This is a genomic window from Pseudomonas sp. MYb60 (assembly GCF_002979555.1).
In the GTDB taxonomy this organism is placed as follows: Bacteria; Pseudomonadota; Gammaproteobacteria; order Pseudomonadales; family Pseudomonadaceae; genus Aquipseudomonas.
In genome coordinates this window covers 88752-110276 of sequence record NZ_PCOZ01000006.1, presented here as the reverse complement: position 1 = coordinate 110276, position 21525 = coordinate 88752, and the positions used below count along the sequence as shown (strand labels likewise).

Genomic DNA, 21525 nt, shown 5'->3' with positions numbered 1-21525 from the left:
TTGCACCTTATTTGCTTTGTTGAATAGCATTCGCGCCCAAGGTGCAACCAGTTTAAAAGTTTGGTTCATCGGCTGGCGGCTTTCCTGGGGAAACGCCAGTCATAAATGCGCGGCATGCAGTTACGTCTACCTGCTTCCAGTGGGTGTCGTCTGATAGACCGCCGCTACATAAAAACAAAGCCAGGGCGTCACTCATATGAGCGTTAGCAATCCAACCCTGATCACGTTCGTGATCTACATCGCAGCAATGGTGCTGATCGGCTTCATGGCCTATCGCTCCACCAATAACCTTTCCGATTACATCCTTGGCGGTCGCAGCCTGGGTAGCGTGGTCACGGCCCTGTCGGCCGGCGCTTCCGACATGAGCGGCTGGTTGTTGATGGGCCTGCCGGGCGCGATCTACATGTCCGGCCTGTCGGAAAGCTGGATCGCCATCGGCCTGATCGTCGGTGCCTACCTCAACTGGCTGTTCGTGGCCGGTCGCCTGCGGGTACAGACCGAACACAACGGCGACGCCCTGACCCTGCCGGACTACTTCTCCAGCCGTTTTGAAGACAAAAGCGGCCTGCTGCGGATCATCTCCGCTGTCGTGATCCTGGTGTTCTTCACCATTTACTGCGCTTCCGGCATCGTGGCGGGCGCCCGTCTGTTCGAAAGCACCTTCGGCATGTCCTACGAGACCGCCCTGTGGGCCGGTGCTGCCGCGACCATCGCCTACACCTTCGTGGGTGGTTTCCTGGCGGTGAGCTGGACTGACACCGTACAAGCCACCCTGATGATCTTCGCGCTGATCCTCACGCCGATCATCGTGCTGCTCGCCACCGGTGGCGTCGACACCACGTTCCTGGCCATCGAAGCCCAGAACCCCGACAACTTCAACATGCTGAAGAACACCACCTTCATCGGCATCATCTCGCTGATGGGCTGGGGCTTGGGTTACTTCGGCCAGCCGCACATCCTCGCGCGTTTCATGGCGGCGGATTCGGTGAAGTCGATCGCCAAGGCGCGTCGCATTTCCATGACCTGGATGATCCTGTGCCTGGGCGGCACCGTGGCTGTAGGTTTCTTCGGCATCGCTTACTTCTCGGCGCACCCGGAAGTGGCGGGCCCTGTGACAGAGAACCACGAGCGTGTGTTCATTGAACTGGCCAAACTGCTGTTCAACCCATGGATCGCTGGCGTGCTGCTGTCGGCCATCCTGGCGGCCGTGATGAGCACCCTGAGCTGCCAACTGTTGGTGTGCTCCAGTGCCCTGACCGAAGACTTCTACAAAACCTTCCTGCGCAAGAACGCTTCCCAGGTTGAACTGGTGTGGGTCGGCCGCCTGATGGTGCTGGTCGTCGCCCTGATCGCCATCGCCATGGCTGCCAACCCGGAAAACCGCGTACTGGGCCTGGTGAGCTACGCCTGGGCCGGTTTCGGCGCTGCGTTCGGTCCTGTGGTGCTGATCTCGGTGATCTGGAAAGGCATGACCCGTAACGGCGCACTGGCCGGTATCCTGGTCGGCGCGATCACCGTGATCGTGTGGAAACACTTCGAACTGCTGGGCCTGTACGAAATCATCCCAGGCTTTATCTTCGCCAGCCTGGCGATCTACTTCGTGAGCAAGATGGGCGCACCGACTGCCGGTATGGTCGAGCGTTTTGATGCAGCGGAGAAAGACTACAACCTCAACAAGTGATTCGCCGGGCGCTGAGCGTTCGATGAGTTAAAAAAAACGGCCCGCGTCCTACGGACGGCGGGCCTTTTTTGTGTGCGATTTGGCACGTCTCGAAGACGAATCCGGCACGACTCTGTAGGGATTTATTGATGTATCCGGGGCGTGCTCATTGAAATCCATTGCGATGAATGCGGTCAGGACGCGTTGGCCGATTACCGGTCCTCGGAGTTGGCGACATAAGCACCGCCCGGCACGCCGCACTGCACCAACGCCCGCGTAAAAGGTAAACTTCGCCCCCTGCGCAGGAGCAACCATGAATTATCGTCACGCCTTTCACGCCGGCAACCATGCCGACGTCTTCAAACACCTGACCTTGACCCGCCTCATCGCCCTGATGTCGCGCAAGGAGCAGCCGTTCGCCTACCTCGACACGCATGCCGGTATCGGGCTGTATGACTTGCAGGGCGACCAGGCCAATCGCACCGGTGAGTACCTGGAAGGCATCGCCCGGCTGTGGGGTGCAAGCGACTTGCCGGCACTGACCGCCGACTACATGCGCGTGTTGCATGAGATGAACCCTGATGGCCAGTTGCGCTACTACCCGGGCTCGCCAGAGCTGGCGCGGCGCCTCACGCGTCCACAGGACCGTGTGTTGCTCAATGAAAAGCACCCGGACGATGGCGTGCTGCTCAAGGACAATATGAAGGGTGATCGCCGCGTCAAAGTGCACTTGGGTGAAGGCTGGCATGTGCCCCGCGCCCTGCTGCCGGTGCCGGAGAAGCGCGCGTTGATGCTGATCGACCCGCCGTTTGAAAAGCTCGACGAGATGCAGCGTTGCGCCGCTTCCCTCAAGGAAGCCGTGGGCCGCATGCGCCAGACGGTTGCGGCCATCTGGTACCCGGTGAAGGACCAGCGCATGTTGCGACGCTTCTACCAGGACCTGGCCGGCACCGGCGCGCCGAAATTGCTGCGTGTGGAGTTGCTGGTGCATCCGTTGGACACACCCAACACCCTGACCGGCTCAGGCCTGGCGATCGCCAACCCGCCGTGGGGTCTGGAAGAGGAATTGCGTGAGCTGCTGCCGTGGCTGTCCAAGAAGCTTGGGCAGACTCAGGGCGGGTGGCAGATGGATTGGCTGATCGCTGAGTAACCTGTAGGAGCGAGCTTGCCCGCGAAAAACGTCAACGATAACGCGTGTTTTCAGACGAAACGTGTCGCGCTCAGGTTTTTCGCGAGCAAGCTCGCTCCTACAAGGATTTTCAGATCGGGCAGGTCACGCCGGTGCCGCCGATGCCGCAGTAGCCCTGCGGGTTTTTCGCCAGGTATTGCTGGTGGTACGCCTCGGCGAAAAATACCGTCGGCGCCTGGTCGATTTCGGTGGTGATGCTGCCCAGGCCGGCCTTGGTCAGTTCGCCCTGATAGGCCTCGGCACTCGCCTGCGCCGCTGCCAACTGTTCCGGGGTGGTCGCATAGATCACCGAGCGGTACTGGCTGCCGATGTCGTTGCCCTGGCGCATGCCCTGGGTCGGGTTGTGCAGTTCCCAGAACATCTTCAACAGGTCTTCGTATTTCACTTTGGCCTGGTCATACACCACCAGTACCACTTCGCTATGGCCGGTCAGGCCCGAGCAGACTTCTTCGTAGGTCGGGTTCGGCGTGAAACCGCCGGCGTAGCCCACCACGGTGCTGACCACGCCATCGCGCTGCCAGAACTTGCGCTCGGCGCCCCAGAAGCAACCCAGCCCGAAGATTGCAAAACCTACGTCATCCAGGAATGGGCCCAGCAACGGGTTGCCGTTGACGAAGTGCGTCTCCGGCAGCGACATCGGGGTTTCGCGGCCAGGCAATGCTTGTTCTTGAGTAGGAAGCACGTTTTTGTTCACCAGAATTTCCGAGCGCAAGACCATGATCAGTCCCCTCAGTCAGATTGAGTAATGTAAGAAGTCAGACCGCCAGTGTGCCCGAGTGTTACAGCGCTGTCAGGCGATTGGCCCGCGCGGGTAACGTTTGAGCATCGCCGGCAGCTCTGCCCCGGGGATCGGCCGGTCGAACAGGTAGCCCTGGCCCACATCGCAGCGATGCCGGCGCAGGAATGCCAGTTGCTCGGCAGTCTCGATACCTTCGGCCACCACCTTGAGCTTGAGGTTGTGGGCCATGGCGATCACCGCTGAGGTGATTTCCATGTCGTCCTGGTTGTCCGGGATTTCGTGGATGAAACTGCGATCGATCTTAATGATGTCGATGGGGAATTTTTTCAAGTAGCTGAGCGACGAATAACCAGTACCGAAGTCATCCATGGCCAGGGTCAGGCCGAAACTCTTCAGTTGATCAAGCTGCAGACGCGTGTCTTCCGTGGCTTCCAGCAGCAGGCCCTCGGTGAGCTCCAACTCCAGCAGGTTGGCCGGCAGGTCTTCCTCCTTGAGGATGGTGGCAATCGAGGCCACCAGGTCCGGGTCGGAGAATTGCTTGGGTGACAGGTTGATCGCCACCTGCAGGTCCCCGAGGCCGGCGGCGCTCAGTTGCTTGCTCATGCGGCAGGCCTGGCGCGCGATCCATTTGCCGATGGGAATGATCAGGCCGGTTTCTTCCGCCACGCTGATGAACTGATCGGGGCGGATCATGCCTTTTTCCGGGTGGTTCCAGCGCAGCAGCGCTTCCATGCCCAGCAAACGCCCGCTGCGCAGGCACAGCTTGGGCTGGTAGAACACATCCAGCTCATTCTGGGTGAGCGCGCGGCGCAGGTTGTTTTCCACGAACAGCTTGTAGCTGGCCTCGGCGTTGAGCGCTTCGGTGAACACCTGGACCTGGTGCTTGCCGTTGGCCTTGGCCTTGTGCAGGGCCAGGCCGGCGTTGCGCATCAAGGTCTGCGGGTCGCGGCCATGCAGCGGCGCGCAGGCCAGGCCTACGGAGCCGGTGACACTGATCAACTGGTTGTCGACGAACATCGGTTTATCGAGGGTCGCGAGCAATTGGCAGGCGACCTGCTGGCCGCTTTCCAGGTCGGTGTCGTCCAGCAGCACCGCGAATTCGTTACTGGCAAACCGTGCCAGGCTGCCGCCGGCGCTGAGGCTGTTGCGCAGGCGTCGGGCCAGGCTGATCAGCAGCTTGTCGCCGGTCTGGTGGCCGAGGCTGTCGTTGATCCGCTTGAAGTTGTCGATGTCCACCAGCAGCAGGCTGATCGGACTGTCGCTGTCGCGGGCGAAGCGTTCATCGAGGTTGCGGATGAACGCCGGACGGTTGCCCAGGTTGGTCAGGTTGTCGGTGTAGGCCAGGCGCTCGATGCGCTGCTGGGCCAGCTTGCTTTGGGTGATGTCTTCGTAGATGCCGATGTAGTGGGTCAGCTCACGGTTGTCGCCGTACACCTTGGAAATCGACAACTGGCCCCAGTAAGGTTCGAGGTTCTTGCGCCGGCTCTTGAACTCGCCTTGCCAGCTGTTGCTCTTGGCCAGGCTGGACGGCGCGTCGAACAGCAACTCGCTGAGGTTCTCCAGCGCCGGCAACTGGGCCAGGCGATGGCCGTGAACCTCTTCGGCGCTGTACTGGGTGATCGCGGTAAAACTCGGGTTGACGTATTCCACCACGCCGTCGCAGTTGACCAGCAGAAAAGCGTTGGCACTTTGCTCCACGGCTCGCTGAAACAAGTGCAGGGCGCTGGTGGCCGCGCGGCGGTTGTGATTGTTGATCACTTGCGCGAACTGGTCCGCCAGTTCGCCGGCGAAGGCAATTTCATCCGCCTGCCAGGTACGTGGCTTGCCGCCCTGTTCCAGACAGAGCACTCCGACCACCTGGCCATCCACACGAATGCTGGCGTCGAGCAAGGCGTGAATATCCTTGGAGCGCAGTTCATCAGCCAGCTCATGGGTGCGCGGATCGCGCAGGGCATGGGTGGCGTCGATGGCACGGCTGCTGTGCAAGGCTTCGAGGTAGTCCGGGTAGGAACTGGCGTCGATGGGCGCGGGCAGATAGTGCTGCTGCCCGGCGCGTGTATAGGCCGCAATCGGTACCAGGCGCTGCTCTTCGAGATGCCAGATGCGTGCGCTGTCGACTTGATAGATTTCGCACGCACTGCGGGTGATCAGCTCGGCGGCTTCCTGCAGCGAATTGTGCGTGGTGTAGCGCTGGCGGGCCAGCAGCAGGATCAACTCTTGCTGGGCGCGCACCCGTTCCAGGTGCTGCAACTGCTCCTGTTGCGCGCGCTGGTTGAGTTCCAGGGCGATCTGCAGGCGGCTGTTCTGGCTTTCCAGGTCCGTCGCAGGGAGCGGAGCAGGCACATCGCTGAAGTGGCCGTCGACCACCATCACATAGCCACGCAGCAGGTGGCGATTGTGTTGTTTGTAGGCCTCGCCGGTTTCCAGCACGCTGAGGGGACCGCCATGGGTGTGCAGGGTGTAGCGCACCTGGTAATGCGGACTCAGGGTGAGTTGTTGCTGGATAGCATCATGCAGCTGATAACGCGCCTGAGGTTCCATCAGGCTGGCATACGGCGTGCCGATCATGGCGCACAGTTCGACCGCCGGCAGGCCGAATTGGCGTTCGCAATTGGGGTCGAGGTACAAGAGAGCCCAGCTCGCCTCATTCAGCCGCTCGAAACGCAGCATACCGAGGCGCGAAGGCACCGGTAACTGCGTCACTACCTCGGCCGCCATACGGGCGACATCGGGTTGGCTTTTCATGGGGGGAACTCACTTGAAATAACGCGCACGGCGCCGGGGCTCACGCCCTCTTTTCTGTTGCCTGCGGCAAGGTTGCATCATGCGGCGCGGGCTGACAAGAGAGGATGAAGGCTAAGTGCTATAAGGGGGTTATCGGCCGCGCGGGGGATTTCTGTAGGAGGGCTGATGGAAGGTGTACAAACCTGTTCTGCGTGTATATAAAAAAAGCCCCGCCAAGAGGCGGGGTTGAGGTACGAGCGTGGCGCTCGGAAATCAGTGCAACCAGGCCTCCCTGTTGAGAGGGAGGCCCGTTGTGGCTTACAGCAGGATGGTGCGGATGTCGTTGAGCAGTTGGCTCAGACGCTGCGTGAAGCGTGCAGCAGCGGCGCCGTTGATCACACGGTGATCGTAGGACAGCGACAGTGGCAGCATCAGCTTCGGCTGGAATGCTTTACCGTCCCAGACCGGCTGGATGGTCGCTTTGGACACGCCCAGGATCGCCACTTCCGGCGCATTGACGATTGGCGTGAAGCCAGTACCGCCAATGTGACCGAGGCTGGAGATCGTGAAGCAAGCGCCTTGCATATCGTCGGCGGTGAGCTTCTTGTCGCGGGCCTTGGCAGCCAGCGCAGCCGCTTCGGCAGCGAGTTGCAGCAGGCTCTTCTGGTCGACGTTCTTGATGACCGGTACCAACAGGCCTTCAGGGGTGTCTACCGCGAAGCCGATGTGCACGTACTTCTTGCGAATGATCGCCTTGCCGCTTGGCGCCAGCGAGCTGTTGAAGTCCGGCAGTTCCTTGAGCAGGTGGGCACAGGCCTTGAGCAGCAGTGGCAGCACGGTCAGTTTCACGCCGGCCTTTTCGGCGACGGCTTTCTGCGCAACGCGGAAAGCTTCCAGGTCGGTAATGTCGGCCTGGTCGAACTGGGTCACGTGCGGAATGTTCAGCCAGCTGGCGTGCAGGCTCGACGCGCCGATTTGCATCAGGCGGGTCATCGGCACTTCTTCGGTTTCGCCGAAGCGGCTGAAGTCCACGGTGCGGATCGGCGGAATGCCCGAACCGCCAGTAGCGCCGCCGGCAGCCGGAGCTTCCTTGGCTTTCTGCATCATGGCCTTGACGTAGACCTGCACGTCTTCTTTCAGCACGCGACCGTGTGGGCCGGTGGCCGATACAGCGTTCAGCTCAACGCCGAACTCACGGGCCAGCTGACGCACGGCGGGGCCGGCGTGAACCTTGGCGCCGCTTGGCGCAGGTGCGGCAGCAGCAGGGGCTGCAGCGGCCTCGGCTTTTGCAGCAGGCGCAGGTGCGGCGGCAGCCGGTGCAGCTTCAGCCTTGGCGGCTGGAGCGGCGGCCGGTGCTGGCGCAGCAGCAGGTGCAGCGCCTTGTACCTTCAGCTTGAGGATGAAGTCGCCAGTGCCGACTTCATCTTCCAGCTTGACCGCAATGCTTTCCACCACGCCGGCAGCCGGCGAAGGGATTTCCATGGAGGCCTTGTCGGACTCCAGGGTGATCAGCGATTGGTCGGCTTCGACGGTGTCGCCAACCTTGACCAGCAGCTCGATGATCTTGGCCTTGCCCGATGAGCCGATGTCCGGGACATGAATGTCCTGAACAGAGGCTGCAGCCGGCGCAGCAGCCGGGGCCGCTGGGGCCTCGGCAGCAGCAGGCTTTTCAGCAGGCGCAGGCGCAGGCGCAGGTGCAGCAGCGGCAGCAGGAGCCGCCGCAGGGGCCGCATCAGCGGCGCCTTCGATTTCCAGCTCCAGCAGTTCGTCGCCTTCTTTCAGGCGGTCGCCCAGCTTCACTTTCAGGCTCTTGACCACGCCGGCCTTGGGAGCAGGGATTTCCATGCTCGCCTTGTCCGACTCCAGGGTCAGGATGCTCTGGTCGGCTTCGACGGTGTCGCCGACCTTCACAAACAGCTCGATTACTTCACCTTCACCGCTGCCGATGTCAGGTACGCGAATGAGTTCGCTCACAAAAAATCTCCTCAGCAGTCCAGTGGGTTGCGTTTTTCCGGGTTGATCCCGAACTTGACGATAGCGTCTGCTACCACCTTAGGTTCGATCTCACCACGGTCAGCCAAGGCTTCCAAGGCTGCCAACACCACAAAGTGACGGTCAACTTCGAAGAAGTGACGCAGCTTCTTGCGGCTGTCACTGCGGCCGAAACCGTCGGTGCCCAGGACTTTGAATTCCTTGGACGGGACCCACTGGCGAATTTGTTCAGCAAACAGTTTCATGTAGTCGGTCGATGCGATCACCGGACCTTTACGGCCATTCAGGCACTCTTCAACGAAGGTGAGCTGTGGCTTCTGGCCAGGGTGCAGGCGGTTGTGACGCTCTACGGCCAGGCCGTCGCGACGCAGTTCGTTGAAGCTGGTAACGCTCCACACGTCAGCGCCAACGTTGAACTCTTCACGCAGGATCTTCGCCGCTTCGCGCACTTCACGCAGGATGGTGCCGGAGCCCATCAGCTGTACGTGGTGTGCCGCTTCCTTGGTGTCTTCTTCGAGCAGGTACATGCCCTTGATGATGCCTTCTTCCACGCCAGCCGGCATTGCAGGCTGCTGGTAGGACTCGTTCATCACGGTGATGTAGTAGAAAACGTCCTGCTGCTCTTCGGTCATCTTCTTCATGCCGTCCTGGATGATCACCGCCAGCTCATAGCCGTAGGTTGGATCAAAGGTGCGGCAGTTCGGGATGGTGGCAGCCAGGATGTGGCTGTGACCGTCTTCGTGTTGCAGGCCTTCGCCGTTCAGCGTGGTCCGGCCGGCGGTGCCGCCGATCAGGAAGCCACGGGTACGGCTGTCGCCTGCAGCCCAGGCCAGGTCGCCAATGCGCTGGAAGCCGAACATCGAGTAGAAGATGTAGAACGGCAGCATCGGCTGGTTGTGGCTGGAGTACGAAGTACCGGCAGCGATGAAGGAGCTCATGGCGCCCGCTTCGTTGATGCCTTCTTCGAGGATCTGGCCCTTCTTGTCTTCCTTGTAGAACATCACCTGGTCTTTATCGACTGGCTCGTAGAGCTGGCCGACGGAGGAGTAGATGCCCAACTGACGGAACATGCCTTCCATACCGAAGGTACGGGCTTCGTCCGGGATGATCGGTACGATGCGCGGGCCGATGTCCTTGTCCTTGACCAGCTGCGCGAGGATGCGCACGAAAGCCATGGTGGTGGAGATTTCACGGTCGCCCGAGCCATCGAGGATAGCCTTGAGGGTGCTCAGGTCTGGCGTCGGTACGCTGAAGCTGTTGGCGCGACGCTGTGGCACGAAACCACCCAGTGCGGCGCGGCGCTCGGCCAGGTAACGGGCTTCGGCGCTGTTCGGCTCTGGCTTGAAGAACGGCAGGTTCTCCAGCTCTTCGTCCTTGACCGGAATGTCGAAGCGGTCGCGGAACAACTTCAGGCTGTCGACATCGACTTTCTTGGTGTTGTGCGCAGTGTTCTTCGCTTCGCCCGCACCGGTGCCATAACCCTTGATGGTCTTGGCCAGGATGACGGTCGGTTGTTCTTTGTGGTTGACCGCTTCGTGATAAGCCGCATAGACCTTGTACGGGTCGTGGCCGCCACGGTTGAGTTTCCAGATCTCGTCATCGGACAGGTCTGCAACCATGGCCTTGAGTTCAGGCGTGTTGAAGAAGTGTTCACGGACGAACGCGCCGTCTTTGGCCTTGTAGTTCTGGTACTCGCCGTCGATGACTTCGTCCATGCGACGTTGCAGGATACCGTCGACGTCCTTGGCCAGCAGTGGGTCCCAGAAGCGGCCCCAGATGACCTTGGTCACGTTCCACTGGGCACCGCGGAACACGCCTTCGAGTTCCTGGATGATCTTGCCGTTGCCGCGAACCGGGCCGTCGAGGCGCTGCAGGTTGCAGTTGATGACGAAGATCAGGTTGTCGAGCTTCTCGCGGCCGGCCAGGGAGATGGCGCCCAGGGATTCCGGCTCGTCGCACTCGCCGTCGCCCAGGAAGCACCAGACTTTCTGCTTGCCTTCAGGGATGAAGCCACGGGCTTCCAGGTACTTCATGAAGCGTGCCTGGTAGATCGCTTGAATTGGACCCAGACCCATGGAAACGGTCGGGAACTGCCAGAAATCAGGCATCAGCCAAGGGTGCGGGTACGACGACAGGCCGTTACCGTCCACTTCCTGGCGGAAGTTGTTCATGTGGTCTTCGGTGATGCGGCCTTCCATGAACGCACGGGCGTAGACGCCTGGGGAGGTGTGGCCCTGGAAGTAGATCAGGTCGCCGCCGTGTTCGTCGGTCGGGGCCTGGAAGAAGTAGTTGAAGCCGATGTCATACAGGGTTGCGCTGGAAGCGAAGCTGGAGATGTGACCGCCCAGGTCCGAATCTTTCAAGTTCGTGCGCATTACCATCGCCATGGCGTTCCAACGTACCAGCGAGCGAATGCGGCGTTCCATGAACAGGTCGCCAGGCATGCGTGCTTCGTGGGTAACGGGGATGGTGTTGCGGTATGGCGTAGTGATGGCGTAAGGCAATTGCGAGCCGCTGCGGGTCGCGAGTTCGCCCATACGGGTCATCAGGTAGTGAGCACGGTCTTCGCCTTCTTTGTCGAGAACCGATTCCAGGGCGTCCAGCCATTCCTGGGTTTCGACGGGATCGAGGTCTTGCATGGCTTGCTCCAGGGCGGAAAGGCTACCAGAATCGGTTGCCTGAAGTTTGCGACTGGCCTTGTGGGCAGACGACATAAATTCTTGGATGGCCGAAGGTTGCTTCGGCGTCCTGTAGTTTTACTACAAATCGTCGGCCATTTCAGCCTTTCGAATGTATATACGAGTAGTAAAACTACACAAGACTGAGCGGATTGCTCGGTCTGGCTGGTGAGCATAATCGTTAATGTTGATTTTTTGCGAACAAGAAAAGGTAAAAGTTTAATGTTGCCTGCCAAAATTAATGAATTTTCAGCTATTTCTAACTTTTGTTCGACAGTCCTTCCGCGAGCGTGGTTCTTGCGCTTACCGCAACAAGCCATTTACGCGCCGATCAAGGATAGACCATGAGCCTTCCAACACTGGCCCAAATGCCGGCCATTCTCTTGCCTTTCGTCAGTCGGGCCGAGCAGTCATTTCGTGACGCGGTGGCCGCGCTGGGCGACGATCATGGACTTTCCCTGTGGTCCCCGCAACGCTGGGCCGACTTTGCCCGCGTGTGCGCCGCCAGCGATTTCGTCATTCAACAGAGTGTGCGTGACCCTTTGATGTTGCTGGAGCTGGCGGCCTGGGGCGAGCTGGACCGCGGCTACGCGCCCGGCGAGCTGTGCGGGCAGATTGCTGGCGCCGTGCAACAGGCTGAAACAGAAGAACAGCTGGGCAGCGTGCTGCGTCGCCAGCGTACCCGCCAGCAGGTGCGCATCATCTGGCGCGACCTGACACGCCAGGCCGACCTGGTGCAAACCTGCCGCGACCTGTCGGACATGGCCGACGCCAGCATCGACCAGGCCTACCAGTGGCTGTACCAGCGCCATTGCACGCAGTTCGGCACGCCCACCGGCCGGCGCAGCGGCGAGGCGCAGCACATGGTCATCCTCGGCATGGGCAAGCTTGGCGCGGTGGAGCTGAACCTGTCGTCGGACATCGACCTGATCTTCGCCTACCCCGAAGGTGGCGAGACCGTAGGGGTGAAGCGAGCGCTGGATAACCAGGAGTTCTTCATCCGTGTCGGTCAAAAACTGATCAAGGCCCTCGACCCGATGACCGTCGATGGCTTTGTGTTCCGGGTCGACATGCGCCTGCGGCCTTACGGATCGTCCGGCTCACTGGTGCTCAGCTTCAATGCGCTGGAGCAGTACTACCAGGACCAGGGCCGCGACTGGGAACGCTACGCCATGATCAAGGCCCGCGTCGTGGCCGGCGACCAGGTGGCTGGCGCGCAACTGCTGGAGATGCTGCGCCCGTTCGTCTATCGGCGTTACCTGGATTTCTCCGCCATCGAAGCGTTGCGCACCATGAAGCAGCTGATCCAGCAGGAGGTGCGGCGCAAGGGCATGGCCGACAACATCAAGCTGGGTGCCGGTGGCATCCGCGAAGTGGAGTTCATCGCCCAGGCGTTCCAGTTGATCCACGGCGGCCGTGACCTCAGCCTGCAACAGCGCCCGCTGCTCAAGGTGCTCGGCACCCTGGAAGGCCAGGGCTACCTGCCGCCGGCGGTGATCGCCGAACTGCGCGATGGCTATGAATTCCTGCGTTACACCGAGCACGCGATCCAGGCGATCGCCGACCGCCAGACCCAGATGCTCCCGGACAGCCCCGAAGACCAGGCGCGCATCGCCTTCATGCTCGGCTTCGACGATTGGGCCGCGTTCCATGAGCGCCTGATGCATTGGCGCGGCCGGGTGGATTGGCACTTCCGCCAGGTCATCGCCGACCCGGATGAAGAGGAAGGCGAAGAAAGCGAATTGGTCGTGGGCGGTGAGTGGTTGCCGCTGTGGGAAGAATCCCAGGACGAAGACGCCGCCTGCCGCCAGCTCGCCGAAGGTGGCTTTGCCGACGCGCCCAAGGCCCTCAAGGCCCTGGCCGGCCTGCGCAGCAGCCCGCAATTGCGCGCCATGCAACGCCTGGGGCGCGAGCGCCTGGATGCGTTCATTCCGCGCCTGTTGGCCCAGGCCGTCGAACACGCCAACCCGGACCTGGTGCTGGAGCGCGTGTTGCCGCTGGTGGAAGCGGTCGCACGACGTTCGGCTTACCTGGTGCTGCTCACGGAAAACCCCGATGCCCTGCGTCGCCTGTTGACCCTGTGCGCCGCCAGCCCGTGGATCGCCGAACAAATCACCCGGTTCCCCCTGCTGTTGGACGAATTGCTCAACGAAGGCCGCCTGTTCAAACCGCCATTGGCCCCGGAGTTGGCCGCCGAATTGCGCGAACGCCTCACGCGCATTCCCGAGGATGACCTTGAACAGCAGATGGAAGCCCTGCGCCACTTCAAGCTGGCCCATCGCCTGCGTGTCGCCGCGTCGGAGATCGCCGGCAGCCTGCCGTTGATGAAAGTCAGCGACTACCTCACCTGGCTCGCCGAGGCGATTCTTGAACAAGTGCTGGCCCTGGCCTGGCGCCAGACCGTGGCACGTCACGGCTCGCCGCAGCGGCTGGACGGCACGTTGTGCGATCCAGGCTTTATCATTGTCGGCTACGGCAAGGTCGGCGGCATCGAACTGGGCCATGGTTCGGACCTGGACCTGGTGTTCATCCACGACGGCGACCCCCAGGCCGAAACCGACGGCGCCAAGCCCATCGACGGTGCGCAGTTCTTTACGCGCCTGGGCCAGCGCATCATTCACCTGCTGACCACTCAGACCAACTCCGGCCAACTGTACGAAGTCGACATGCGCCTGCGACCGTCCGGTGCTTCCGGGCTGCTGGTCAGTTCGCTGGGCGCCTTTGAGCGTTATCAGGAAAACGAAGCTTGGACCTGGGAACATCAGGCCCTGATCCGTGCGCGCGTGCTGGTGGGCAGCCAGGATGTGGGCCAGGCGTTCGAGCAGGTGCGGGCCAAGGTATTGGGGCGCGAACGTGACCTGGCGACGCTGCGCCAGGAGGTCAGCGAGATGCGCGCCAAGATGCGCGACAACCTGGGCACCCGGAGCACGGCGGCCGGCACTGGCGCCAATGCGTTCGAGGCCACGGCGCTGTTCGACCTCAAGCAGGACGCCGGAGGTATCGTCGATATTGAATTTATGGTGCAATACGCCGCTTTGGCGTGGTCTGCGCAACATCCATCGTTGCTGCGCTACACCGACAATATCCGCATCCTGGAAGGCCTGGAGCAGGTGGGGTTGATGCCCGCCGCCGATGCCCATCTGCTGCGCGAGGTGTATAAGGCCTACCGTTCCGCTGCGCATCGCCAGGCCTTGCAAAACGAGGCGGGGACGGTTGCCGGTGATCAGTTCGCCGACGAGCGGCGCCAGGTGATGCGAATCTGGCAGGCGCTGGGGTTAAGCTGAAACACTATTACGGCGGGGAGGCATAAGCCTCCCCGCATCGTTTGTGGAAACTACATGAATATTCTGATCGTTGGGCCCAGTTGGGTCGGTGACATGGTGATGGCGCAGACACTGTTCCAGTGCCTCAAGCAGCGTCATCCCGACTGCCAGATCGACGTGCTCGCCCCTGAGTGGAGCCGGCCGATCCTCGAACGCATGCCCGAAGTGCGCCAGGCCTTGAGCTTCCCGCTCGGCCACGGCGCCCTGGAATTGGCAACGCGCCGTCGCATCGGCAAATCCCTGGCCGGCCAGTACGACCAGGCGATCCTGCTGCCCAACTCGCTGAAATCCGCGCTGGTGCCGTTTTTTGCCGGCATCCCCAAGCGCACCGGCTGGCGCGGCGAGTTCCGCTACGTGTTGCTCAACGACGTGCGCACGCTGGACAAGGCCCGCTACCCGTTGATGATCGAACGCTTCATGGCCCTGGCCTACGAACCGGGTGCCGAATTACCGACGCCGTACCCGCGTCCGCGCTTGCAGATCGACCCGGTCACCCGTGACGCGGCCCTGGCCAAGTTCGGCCTGACCCTCGACCGTCCGGTGTTGGCGCTGTGCCCGGGCGCCGAGTTCGGCGAGTCCAAGCGCTGGCCGGCGGAACATTACGCCAAGGTCGCCGAGACGAAGATCCGCGAAGGCTGGCAGGTGTGGCTGTTCGGGTCGAAAAAGGATCATCCGGTGGGTGAAGACATTCGCCAGCGCCTGATTCCCGGCCTGCGGGAAGAAGCGGTCAACCTCAGTGGCGACACCTCCCTTGCCGAGGCCATCGACCTGCTGTCCTGCGCCGATTCGGTGGTGTCCAACGACTCCGGCCTGATGCACGTGGCCGCCGCGCTGAACCGCCCGCTGGTGGCGGTGTACGGCTCCACATCGCCGGGTTTCACCCCGCCGCTGGCCGACCAGGTCGAAGTGGTGCGCCTGGGCCTGGATTGCAGCCCGTGTTTTGAACGTACTTGCCGGTTCGGCCACTACAACTGCATGCGCCAGTTGCTGCCGCAGCCGGTGAACGAAGCCTTGCAGCGGTTGCAGGGCTCAGCGGTCGAGGTCCGATAGTTTGCGCGTTCTGGTAATCAAGACCTCATCCCTGGGCGACGTGATCCACGCCTTGCCGGCACTCACCGACGCCGCGCGGGCGATCCCCGGCATTCGCTTTGATTGGGTGGTGGAAGAAGGCTTCGCCGAGATTCCGACCTGGCACCCGGCGGTGGACAAGGTCATCCCGGTGGCGATTCGCCGCTGGCGCAAGAACCTCTGGCAGACCCTCAAGAGTGGCGAGTGGCGGCGCTTCAAAAAGCAGATCCAGTCGACCAAATACGACTTGGTGATCGACGCCCAAGGCCTGCTCAAAAGCGCCTGGCTGACCCGCTACGTGCGTGCCCCGGTGGCCGGCTTCGACAAAAATTCGGCCCGTGAACCCATCGCCGCACGGTTTTACGCGCGTCGGCTGGCCGTTGCCCGTGGGCAGCATGCGGTGGAGCGCCTGCGCCAGTTGTTCGCCGTCGCCCTCGGCTATGACTTGCCCCAGGCCTTGGGCGATTACGGCCTGAAGGTCGACACGCTGATCGGCCTGCCGCCGAAAAAGCCCTTCGTCTTGCTGCTGCACGGCACCACCTGGGACACCAAGCACTGGCCCGAAGCCTACTGGCGCGAACTGGCCGAGCGCATGGGGCGCCTGGGCGTGGACGTGAAGTTGCCGTGGGGCAATGCCGCCGAAAAAGCCCGCGCCGAGCGCCTGGCCCAAGGCCTGAGCAACGCCGAAGTGCTGCCCAGGTTGAACCTGGCCGGCGTCGCCCGCGTGCTGGCCGGCGCCCGCGCCTGTGTGGCAGTCGACACCGGCCTCGGCCACCTGGCTGCGGCGCTGGACGTGCCGACCCTTTCGCTGTTCGGCCCTACCAACCCGGGCCTGACCGGCGCCTATGGCAAGGGCCAGATTCACTTGGGCAGCGACTTCCCCTGCGCACCCTGCCTGCAAAAGCACTGTACCTATCAACCGACGGCCGACGACCTGCGTCGGTTCGACATCAAGCGCGAGTCGCCCCTGTGCTTCACGCGCCTGAACCCTGAGCGTGTGGCAAGCCGGCTGAGCACGTTGTTACTGGCTGAGGAGCTGCACTGATGCAACTGGCTTTTGTGCTCTACAAGTACTTTCCCTTCGGCGGCCTGCAGCGCGACTTCATGCGCATCGCCCTGGAGTGCCAGCAGCGCGGCCATCAGATCCGGGTGTATACGCTGATCTGGGAGGGCGGCATCCCGCCCGGCTTCGAGGTGCTGGTGGCGCCGGTCAAGGCGTTCTTCAACCATCGGCGCAACGAGAAACTCAGCGCCTGGATGGCCGCCGACCTGGCCAAGCGCCCGGTGGACCGCCTGATCGGCTTCAACAAAATGCCCGGCCTGGACGTGTACTACGCCGCCGACGGCTGCTTCGAAGACAAGGCCCAGAACCTGCGCCACTCGCTGTACCGCTACTTTGGCCGCTACAAGCACTTTGCCGACTACGAGCGCGCGGTGTTCGCCAGGGACGCCAAGACTGAAGTGCTGATGATCTCCGAGGTGCAGCAACCCTTGTTCATCAAGCATTACGACACCCCGCTGGAGCGTTTCCACCTGCTGCCGCCGGGCATTGCCCAGGATCGCCGCGCGCCGCCGAATGCGGCCGAAATTCGCGAAGGGTTCCGTCAGGAATTCAACCTGGCCGATGACGACCTGCTGCTGGTGCAGATTGGCTCCGGCTTCAAGACCAAGGGTGTCGACCGCAGCCTCAAGGCCGTTGCCGCGCTGCCGGCGGAACTGAAAAAACGCACGCGCCTGTTTGTAATTGGCCAGGACGACCCCAAAGTATTCCAACTGCAAAGTGCCACGCTGGGGCTGGGGGACAACGTGCAATTCCTCAAGGGTCGCAGCGATATCCCGCGTTTCCTGCTGGGCGCCGACCTGTTGATCCACCCGGCGTACAACGAAAATACCGGCACCGTGTTGCTCGAAGCCGTGGTGGCCGGGTTGCCGGTGCTGGTCACGGCGGTGTGCGGCTATGCCCATTACATCGCCGAAGCCGAGTGTGGCCGGGTGCTGGATGAGCCGTTCGAACAGCACCAGCTCAATCATTACCTGACCGACATGCTCACCGACACTGCACAGCGCGCGGCCTGGAGCCGCAATGGGTTGGCCTTCGCCGAGACGGCCGACCTCTACAGCATGCCGCAGCACGCGGCGGATGTGATTCTGGCGGAGCCAAAACGATGAAGTTGATTCTTGCCGAACCGTTCAAGACCTTGTGGGACGGGCGTGATGCCTTCGCCGAAGTCGAGAAGTTGCAAGGTGAAGTATTCCGTGAACTGGCGGCCCGTCGCACCCTGCGTACCGTGGTGGAAGGTCGTCCGTATTTCGTGAAGATCCACCGTGGCATCGGCTGGGGCGAAATCTTCAAGAACCTGATCACCGCCAAATTGCCAGTGCTGGGGGCGGGCCTTGAGTGGTCGGCGATCCATCGACTGCAAGCACTCGGCGTACCGACCATGACCGGCGTGGCCTTCGGCGAAAAGGGCAGCAACCCGGCGGACCAGCACTCGTTCATCATTACCGAAGAGCTGGCGCCGACCCTCAGCCTGGAAGATTTCACCGTCAACTGGGTGGCCGAACCACCCGCCCCGGCGCTGCGCCATGCGCTCACCCATGAGCTGGCGCGCATGGTCGGCGACATGCACCGTGGCGGTGTGAACCATCGCGACTGCTACCTGTGCCACTTCCTGCTGGACACCTCCAAACCCGTCGACGCACGTGACATCAAGCTGTCAGTGATTGACCTGCACCGTGCCCAACTGCGCGCGCACTTGCCGCTGCGCTGGCGCGACAAGGACCTCTCCGCGCTGTACTACTCGGCGCTGGACATCGGCCTGACCCGCCGCGACAAACTGCGCTTTCTCAAAGGCTACTTCCGCCAGCCGCTGCGCCAGATCCTGGCCGAGCAATCGGCGTCCCTGAACCTGATGCAGCGCAAGGCCGACAAGCTTTACGCGCGCAAGCAACGCCTCGGGGATGCCATCTGATGGCGGGCTGGAACCTGGAACCTGCCTACGCGGGCCTGTCGGAAGATTTTGGCAGCCTTGAAGCCGTGTTCGCCCTGCAAGGCGAGCAACTGACCCGCGACCCCCTGTCGGAAGTGATCCGCGTGGAGCGTGGCGGGGTCAATTATTACGTCAAGCGCTACACCGGCGCCGGCAAGGGCCTGCGGCGCTACCTGGGCAAGCCCCGGGTCAAGTCCGAGTGGCAGAACCTCAAGCGCTTCGCCAAGTGGGGCATTCCCACGGCGGACGTGGTTGCCTGGGGCCTGGAGCGCAATGGCCTGGCCTACGACCGTGGTGCGATGATCACCCGCGAGTTGCCGCGCACCGAAGACCTCTCGGCCCTGGCCGACCGTAACGATGCGCGCCTCAAGGACCGTAAATGGGTGGATGTGGTCAGCCGCCAGTTGGCCGAATACACGCGCACCATGCACGACAATCGGTTCACCCATAACGATTTGAAGTGGCGCAACCTGCTGATCGACGACCAGCAGACCCTCTACCTGATCGATTGCCCCAACGGCGATTTCTGGCGCGGGTTCTGGCTCAAATACCGCATCACCAAAGACCTGGCCTGCCTGGACAAGGTGGCCAAATATCACCTGTCGGCCACCCAGCGCCTGCGCTTCTACATGCAGTACCGCCAGCGCCGGCACCTGAGTGCAGCGGACAAACAGCGTATTCGCCATGTGGTGAAGTTTTTCGAGGGACGTGAATGAGTGATTTCCTGGCGGCTGAAGACCGTGCCCTGCTGGAGCGCCACGGCCTCGCCACGTTCGACGCCCTGTGGGCCAAGCAATTGGACGCGGTGGACGAGCCCAACACCAGCCGTGGTGGCTGGAGCAGCGTGTTCCGCCTGGAGCTCGACGGCCATGGGTATTACCTCAAGCGCCAGAGCAACTACCTGACGCGCAGCCTGCATCGGCCGTTCGGCGAGCCGAGTTTCTCGCGGGAATTTCGCAATATCAGCCGTTATCGCAAGCTCGGCATCCCGGCGTTGCAGGCGGCGTTCTACGGTGAGCGCAAGGTCGCCGGTGAACACCGTGCCATGCTGCTGACCCGTGCACTCGACGGCTGGAATGACCTGGATTCGCTGCTCGAGCACTGGTCGTCCCTGAGCGAAGCCCAGCACCAGGCCATCCTGCTCGCCTGTGGGAAACTGGCGCGCCAGCTGCACGGCGTCGGGCAGGTGCACGGTTGTTTCTACCCCAAGCATATTTTCTTGCAGGCCACCGGCGACGGTTACGCCGCGCAGCTGATCGACCTGGAAAAAACCCGCCCGCTGCTGTTCGGCCTGCGTGACCGGGTCAAGGACCTGGAACCGTTGGTGCGCCGTGCGCCGCAGTGGAGCGATGCGCAGATCAGCCTGTTGCTGGCGGCCTACCTGGACCAGCCGCAGGACAGCTCGCTGGTCGCCAGTTGGCTGCAACGCCTGACCGCTCGCCGTAGCCATAAGGAAAACCGCTGATGCGCCTGTCCGAGCTGAAAACCGCCGGCCGCACACCGAGCCTGCCGCTGACCCTTGAGCTGGCGGATGCGGCGGGTCCCGGCCAACTGCAACTGCTGAGTCTGTTGCGGGTGCTGCCCGGTGAGCGGTACGTCGGCGCAGCGGTATGGCGCGGTCGGCCGGTGCTGGCCAAGTTGCTGGTGGGCAGCAGGGCGGCGCGGCATTTTCAGCGTGAACTCACTGGCGTGCGTCAGTTGGCCGAGCAAGGCCTGACCACACCGTTACTGCTCGCCGATGGCTTGCAGGAAGGCGAGGGCGGCTGGCTGCTGTTCGAGTTTCTCGAAGGCGCACACAGCCTGGCCGAGGCCTGGCAAGCGGTCGAAGGGTTGCCGCCGCTGGCGGATGAGCAAACCGCAGTCCTCGCCGAAGCGCTGGGCGCGATTGCACAGATGCACACCAAAGGCCTGTGGCAAGAGGACCTGCACCTGGACAACTTGCTGCGCCATGACGGCAAGCTCTACCTGATCGACGGTGCCGGCATTCGCGTCGAAGTCGCGGGCAAGCCACTGTCGCGTCAGCGCGTGCTGGAAAACCTCGGGGTGTTCTTCGCCCAGTTGCCGAAAAACCTCGCACCGTTTACCGAAGAGCTGCTGGTGTACTACCTGCTGAGCAACGGTGAACACGCGTTGCCGCTGGAAGCCCTGGAAAAACAGGTGCGCAAGGTCAGCGCTTGGCGGTTGAAGGATTTTCTCGGCAAGGTCGGTCGCGAGTGCACGCTGTTCAGCGTGGTGCGTGGGGCCTTTGCCTTGCGTGCGATTCGTCGTGAAGAAGAGTCCGCCATGCTGGCGGTGCTGGATCAGGCCGACGCGCTTTTGGACCAGGGCCACCTGTACAAGACCGGCGGCGCCGCCAGCGTCGCCAAGGTCGACGTGGCCGGCCGGCCGCTGGTGATCAAGCGCTATAACATCAAGGGCTTCGCCCATTGGCTCAAGCGCTTCTGGCGCCCGAGTCGCGCCTGGCATTCCTGGCGCGAAGGCAACCGCCTGGCTTTCCTCGGCATCGCCACGCCCAAGCCGCTGGCGATGCTCGAAAAACGCTTCTTCTGGCTGCGCAGTCGCGCCTATTTGGTTACCGAATACCTGCCGGGCCCGGACATCATCGAGCGCTTTGCCCCTTACGTTGAAAACGGCGACGCCCCGGAAAACGAGCTGCAGGCTCTCGACCACCTGTTCGCTGAACTGATCCGCGAACGCATCAGCCATGGCGACCTCAAGGGCCACAACCTGTTCTGGGACACGGATCGCTGGTCGCTGATCGACCTCGACGCCATGTGCCAGCACAGCACCGACACCAGCTTCGCCCCAGCCTACGCCAAGGACCGCGCGCGCTTCATGCGCAACTGGCCGCAGGAGAGTGCGTTGTTTCAACTGATTGATCAGCGGTTGCCCAAGCAGGTCGCCGAGTTTCGCCAGGGATAACACGGTGTAAGTGTGAGAACGGGCTTGCCCGCGAAAGCGTTGGGTCAGTCAACAGAGTGGTGCCTGATACACAGCCTTCGCAGGCAAGCCAGCTCCTACGTTTGATCGAGTCGTGCCAGCTGGTTTGGCTGGCAACTGTTGCGTGAGCAACAGCAAATGGGCAGTTGGTGGCTGTTAACGACAGGCTGTTTTCTCGGGTGCGTTGTATCTATCTGATTTAGATCAATAAAATTCATGGCA

The 21525-nt window shown here is 62.2% G+C and carries 14 protein-coding genes; 10 read left to right on the top strand and 4 right to left on the bottom strand.

The features are described from left to right. Positions 1-196 precede the first annotated feature (196 nt). Together putP and CQ041_RS12050 are read left to right on the top strand one after the other, a co-directional pair. Positions 197-1681: a sodium/proline symporter PutP gene (gene putP / locus CQ041_RS12055; protein WP_105522060.1), complete on the top strand. Its 1485-nt coding sequence runs from the start codon at positions 197-199 to the stop codon at positions 1679-1681. A 292-nt stretch (positions 1682-1973) separates the two neighbouring features. Beyond that, positions 1974-2810 (top strand): 23S rRNA (adenine(2030)-N(6))-methyltransferase RlmJ, encoded by an 837-nt coding sequence (locus tag CQ041_RS12050; protein ID WP_105522059.1) that lies wholly within the window; start codon positions 1974-1976, stop codon positions 2808-2810. Between the two features lie 109 nt (positions 2811-2919). On the opposite strand, the gene msrA is transcribed toward CQ041_RS12050, so the two are convergent. The 4 genes from msrA to aceE all read right to left on the bottom strand — a co-directional run bounded on the left by msrA (position 2920) and on the right by aceE (position 10943). Further along, on the bottom strand, positions 2920-3567 hold the full coding sequence (gene msrA / locus CQ041_RS12045; RefSeq protein ID WP_105522058.1) for a peptide-methionine (S)-S-oxide reductase MsrA: 648 nt from the start codon (positions 3565-3567) through the stop codon (positions 2920-2922). 72 nt (positions 3568-3639) lie between these two features. Next, positions 3640-6333, bottom strand: coding sequence for a bifunctional diguanylate cyclase/phosphodiesterase (locus tag CQ041_RS12040; protein WP_105522057.1), 2694 nt, complete (start codon positions 6331-6333; stop codon positions 3640-3642). A gap of 297 nt (positions 6334-6630) precedes the next feature. Continuing rightward, a complete protein-coding gene (gene aceF / locus CQ041_RS12035) occupies positions 6631-8286 on the bottom strand; it encodes a dihydrolipoyllysine-residue acetyltransferase (protein ID WP_105522056.1) in 1656 nt (551 codons plus the stop codon). 11 nt (positions 8287-8297) lie between these two features. Further along, positions 8298-10943, bottom strand: coding sequence for a pyruvate dehydrogenase (acetyl-transferring), homodimeric type (gene aceE / locus CQ041_RS12030; RefSeq protein ID WP_105522055.1), 2646 nt, complete (start codon positions 10941-10943; stop codon positions 8298-8300). Positions 10944-11326: 383 nt separating this feature from the next. Here aceE and glnE point away from each other — a divergent pair, with 383 nt between their 5' ends. Genes glnE through CQ041_RS11990 form a run of 8 tightly spaced genes read left to right on the top strand, consistent with a single transcriptional unit; the run spans position 11327 to position 21285 of the window. After that, the gene (gene glnE / locus CQ041_RS12025) at positions 11327-14266 is read left to right on the top strand and encodes a bifunctional [glutamate--ammonia ligase]-adenylyl-L-tyrosine phosphorylase/[glutamate--ammonia-ligase] adenylyltransferase (RefSeq protein ID WP_105522054.1); all 2940 of its coding nucleotides are present in this window, start codon (positions 11327-11329) and stop codon (positions 14264-14266) included. A gap of 54 nt (positions 14267-14320) precedes the next feature. Then, the gene (gene waaF, locus CQ041_RS12020; RefSeq protein ID WP_105522053.1) at positions 14321-15355 is read left to right on the top strand and encodes a lipopolysaccharide heptosyltransferase II; all 1035 of its coding nucleotides are present in this window, start codon (positions 14321-14323) and stop codon (positions 15353-15355) included. Between the two features lies 1 nt (position 15356). Then, a complete protein-coding gene (waaC, locus tag CQ041_RS12015) occupies positions 15357-16418 on the top strand; it encodes a lipopolysaccharide heptosyltransferase I (RefSeq protein ID WP_105522052.1) in 1062 nt (353 codons plus the stop codon). Continuing rightward, positions 16418-17542: a glycosyltransferase family 4 protein gene (locus CQ041_RS12010; RefSeq protein WP_105522051.1), complete on the top strand. Its 1125-nt coding sequence runs from the start codon at positions 16418-16420 to the stop codon at positions 17540-17542. The genes waaC and CQ041_RS12010 overlap by 1 nt, the downstream gene beginning before the upstream one ends. Continuing rightward, entirely contained in the window at positions 17539-18345 is an 807-nt protein-coding gene (gene rfaP / locus CQ041_RS12005; protein WP_105522050.1) for a lipopolysaccharide core heptose(I) kinase RfaP, read from the top strand. Before CQ041_RS12010 ends, rfaP begins: the two co-directional genes overlap by 4 nt. Beyond that, positions 18345-19079, top strand: coding sequence for a lipopolysaccharide kinase InaA family protein (locus CQ041_RS12000; protein ID WP_105522049.1), 735 nt, complete (start codon positions 18345-18347; stop codon positions 19077-19079). The genes rfaP and CQ041_RS12000 overlap by 1 nt, the downstream gene beginning before the upstream one ends. Beyond that, positions 19076-19828: a lipopolysaccharide kinase InaA family protein gene (locus tag CQ041_RS11995; RefSeq protein ID WP_105522048.1), complete on the top strand. Its 753-nt coding sequence runs from the start codon at positions 19076-19078 to the stop codon at positions 19826-19828. Before CQ041_RS12000 ends, CQ041_RS11995 begins: the two co-directional genes overlap by 4 nt. Further along, positions 19828-21285: a lipopolysaccharide kinase InaA family protein gene (locus CQ041_RS11990; protein WP_105522047.1), complete on the top strand. Its 1458-nt coding sequence runs from the start codon at positions 19828-19830 to the stop codon at positions 21283-21285. Before CQ041_RS11995 ends, CQ041_RS11990 begins: the two co-directional genes overlap by 1 nt. The last annotated feature ends 240 nt before the right edge of the window (positions 21286-21525 follow it).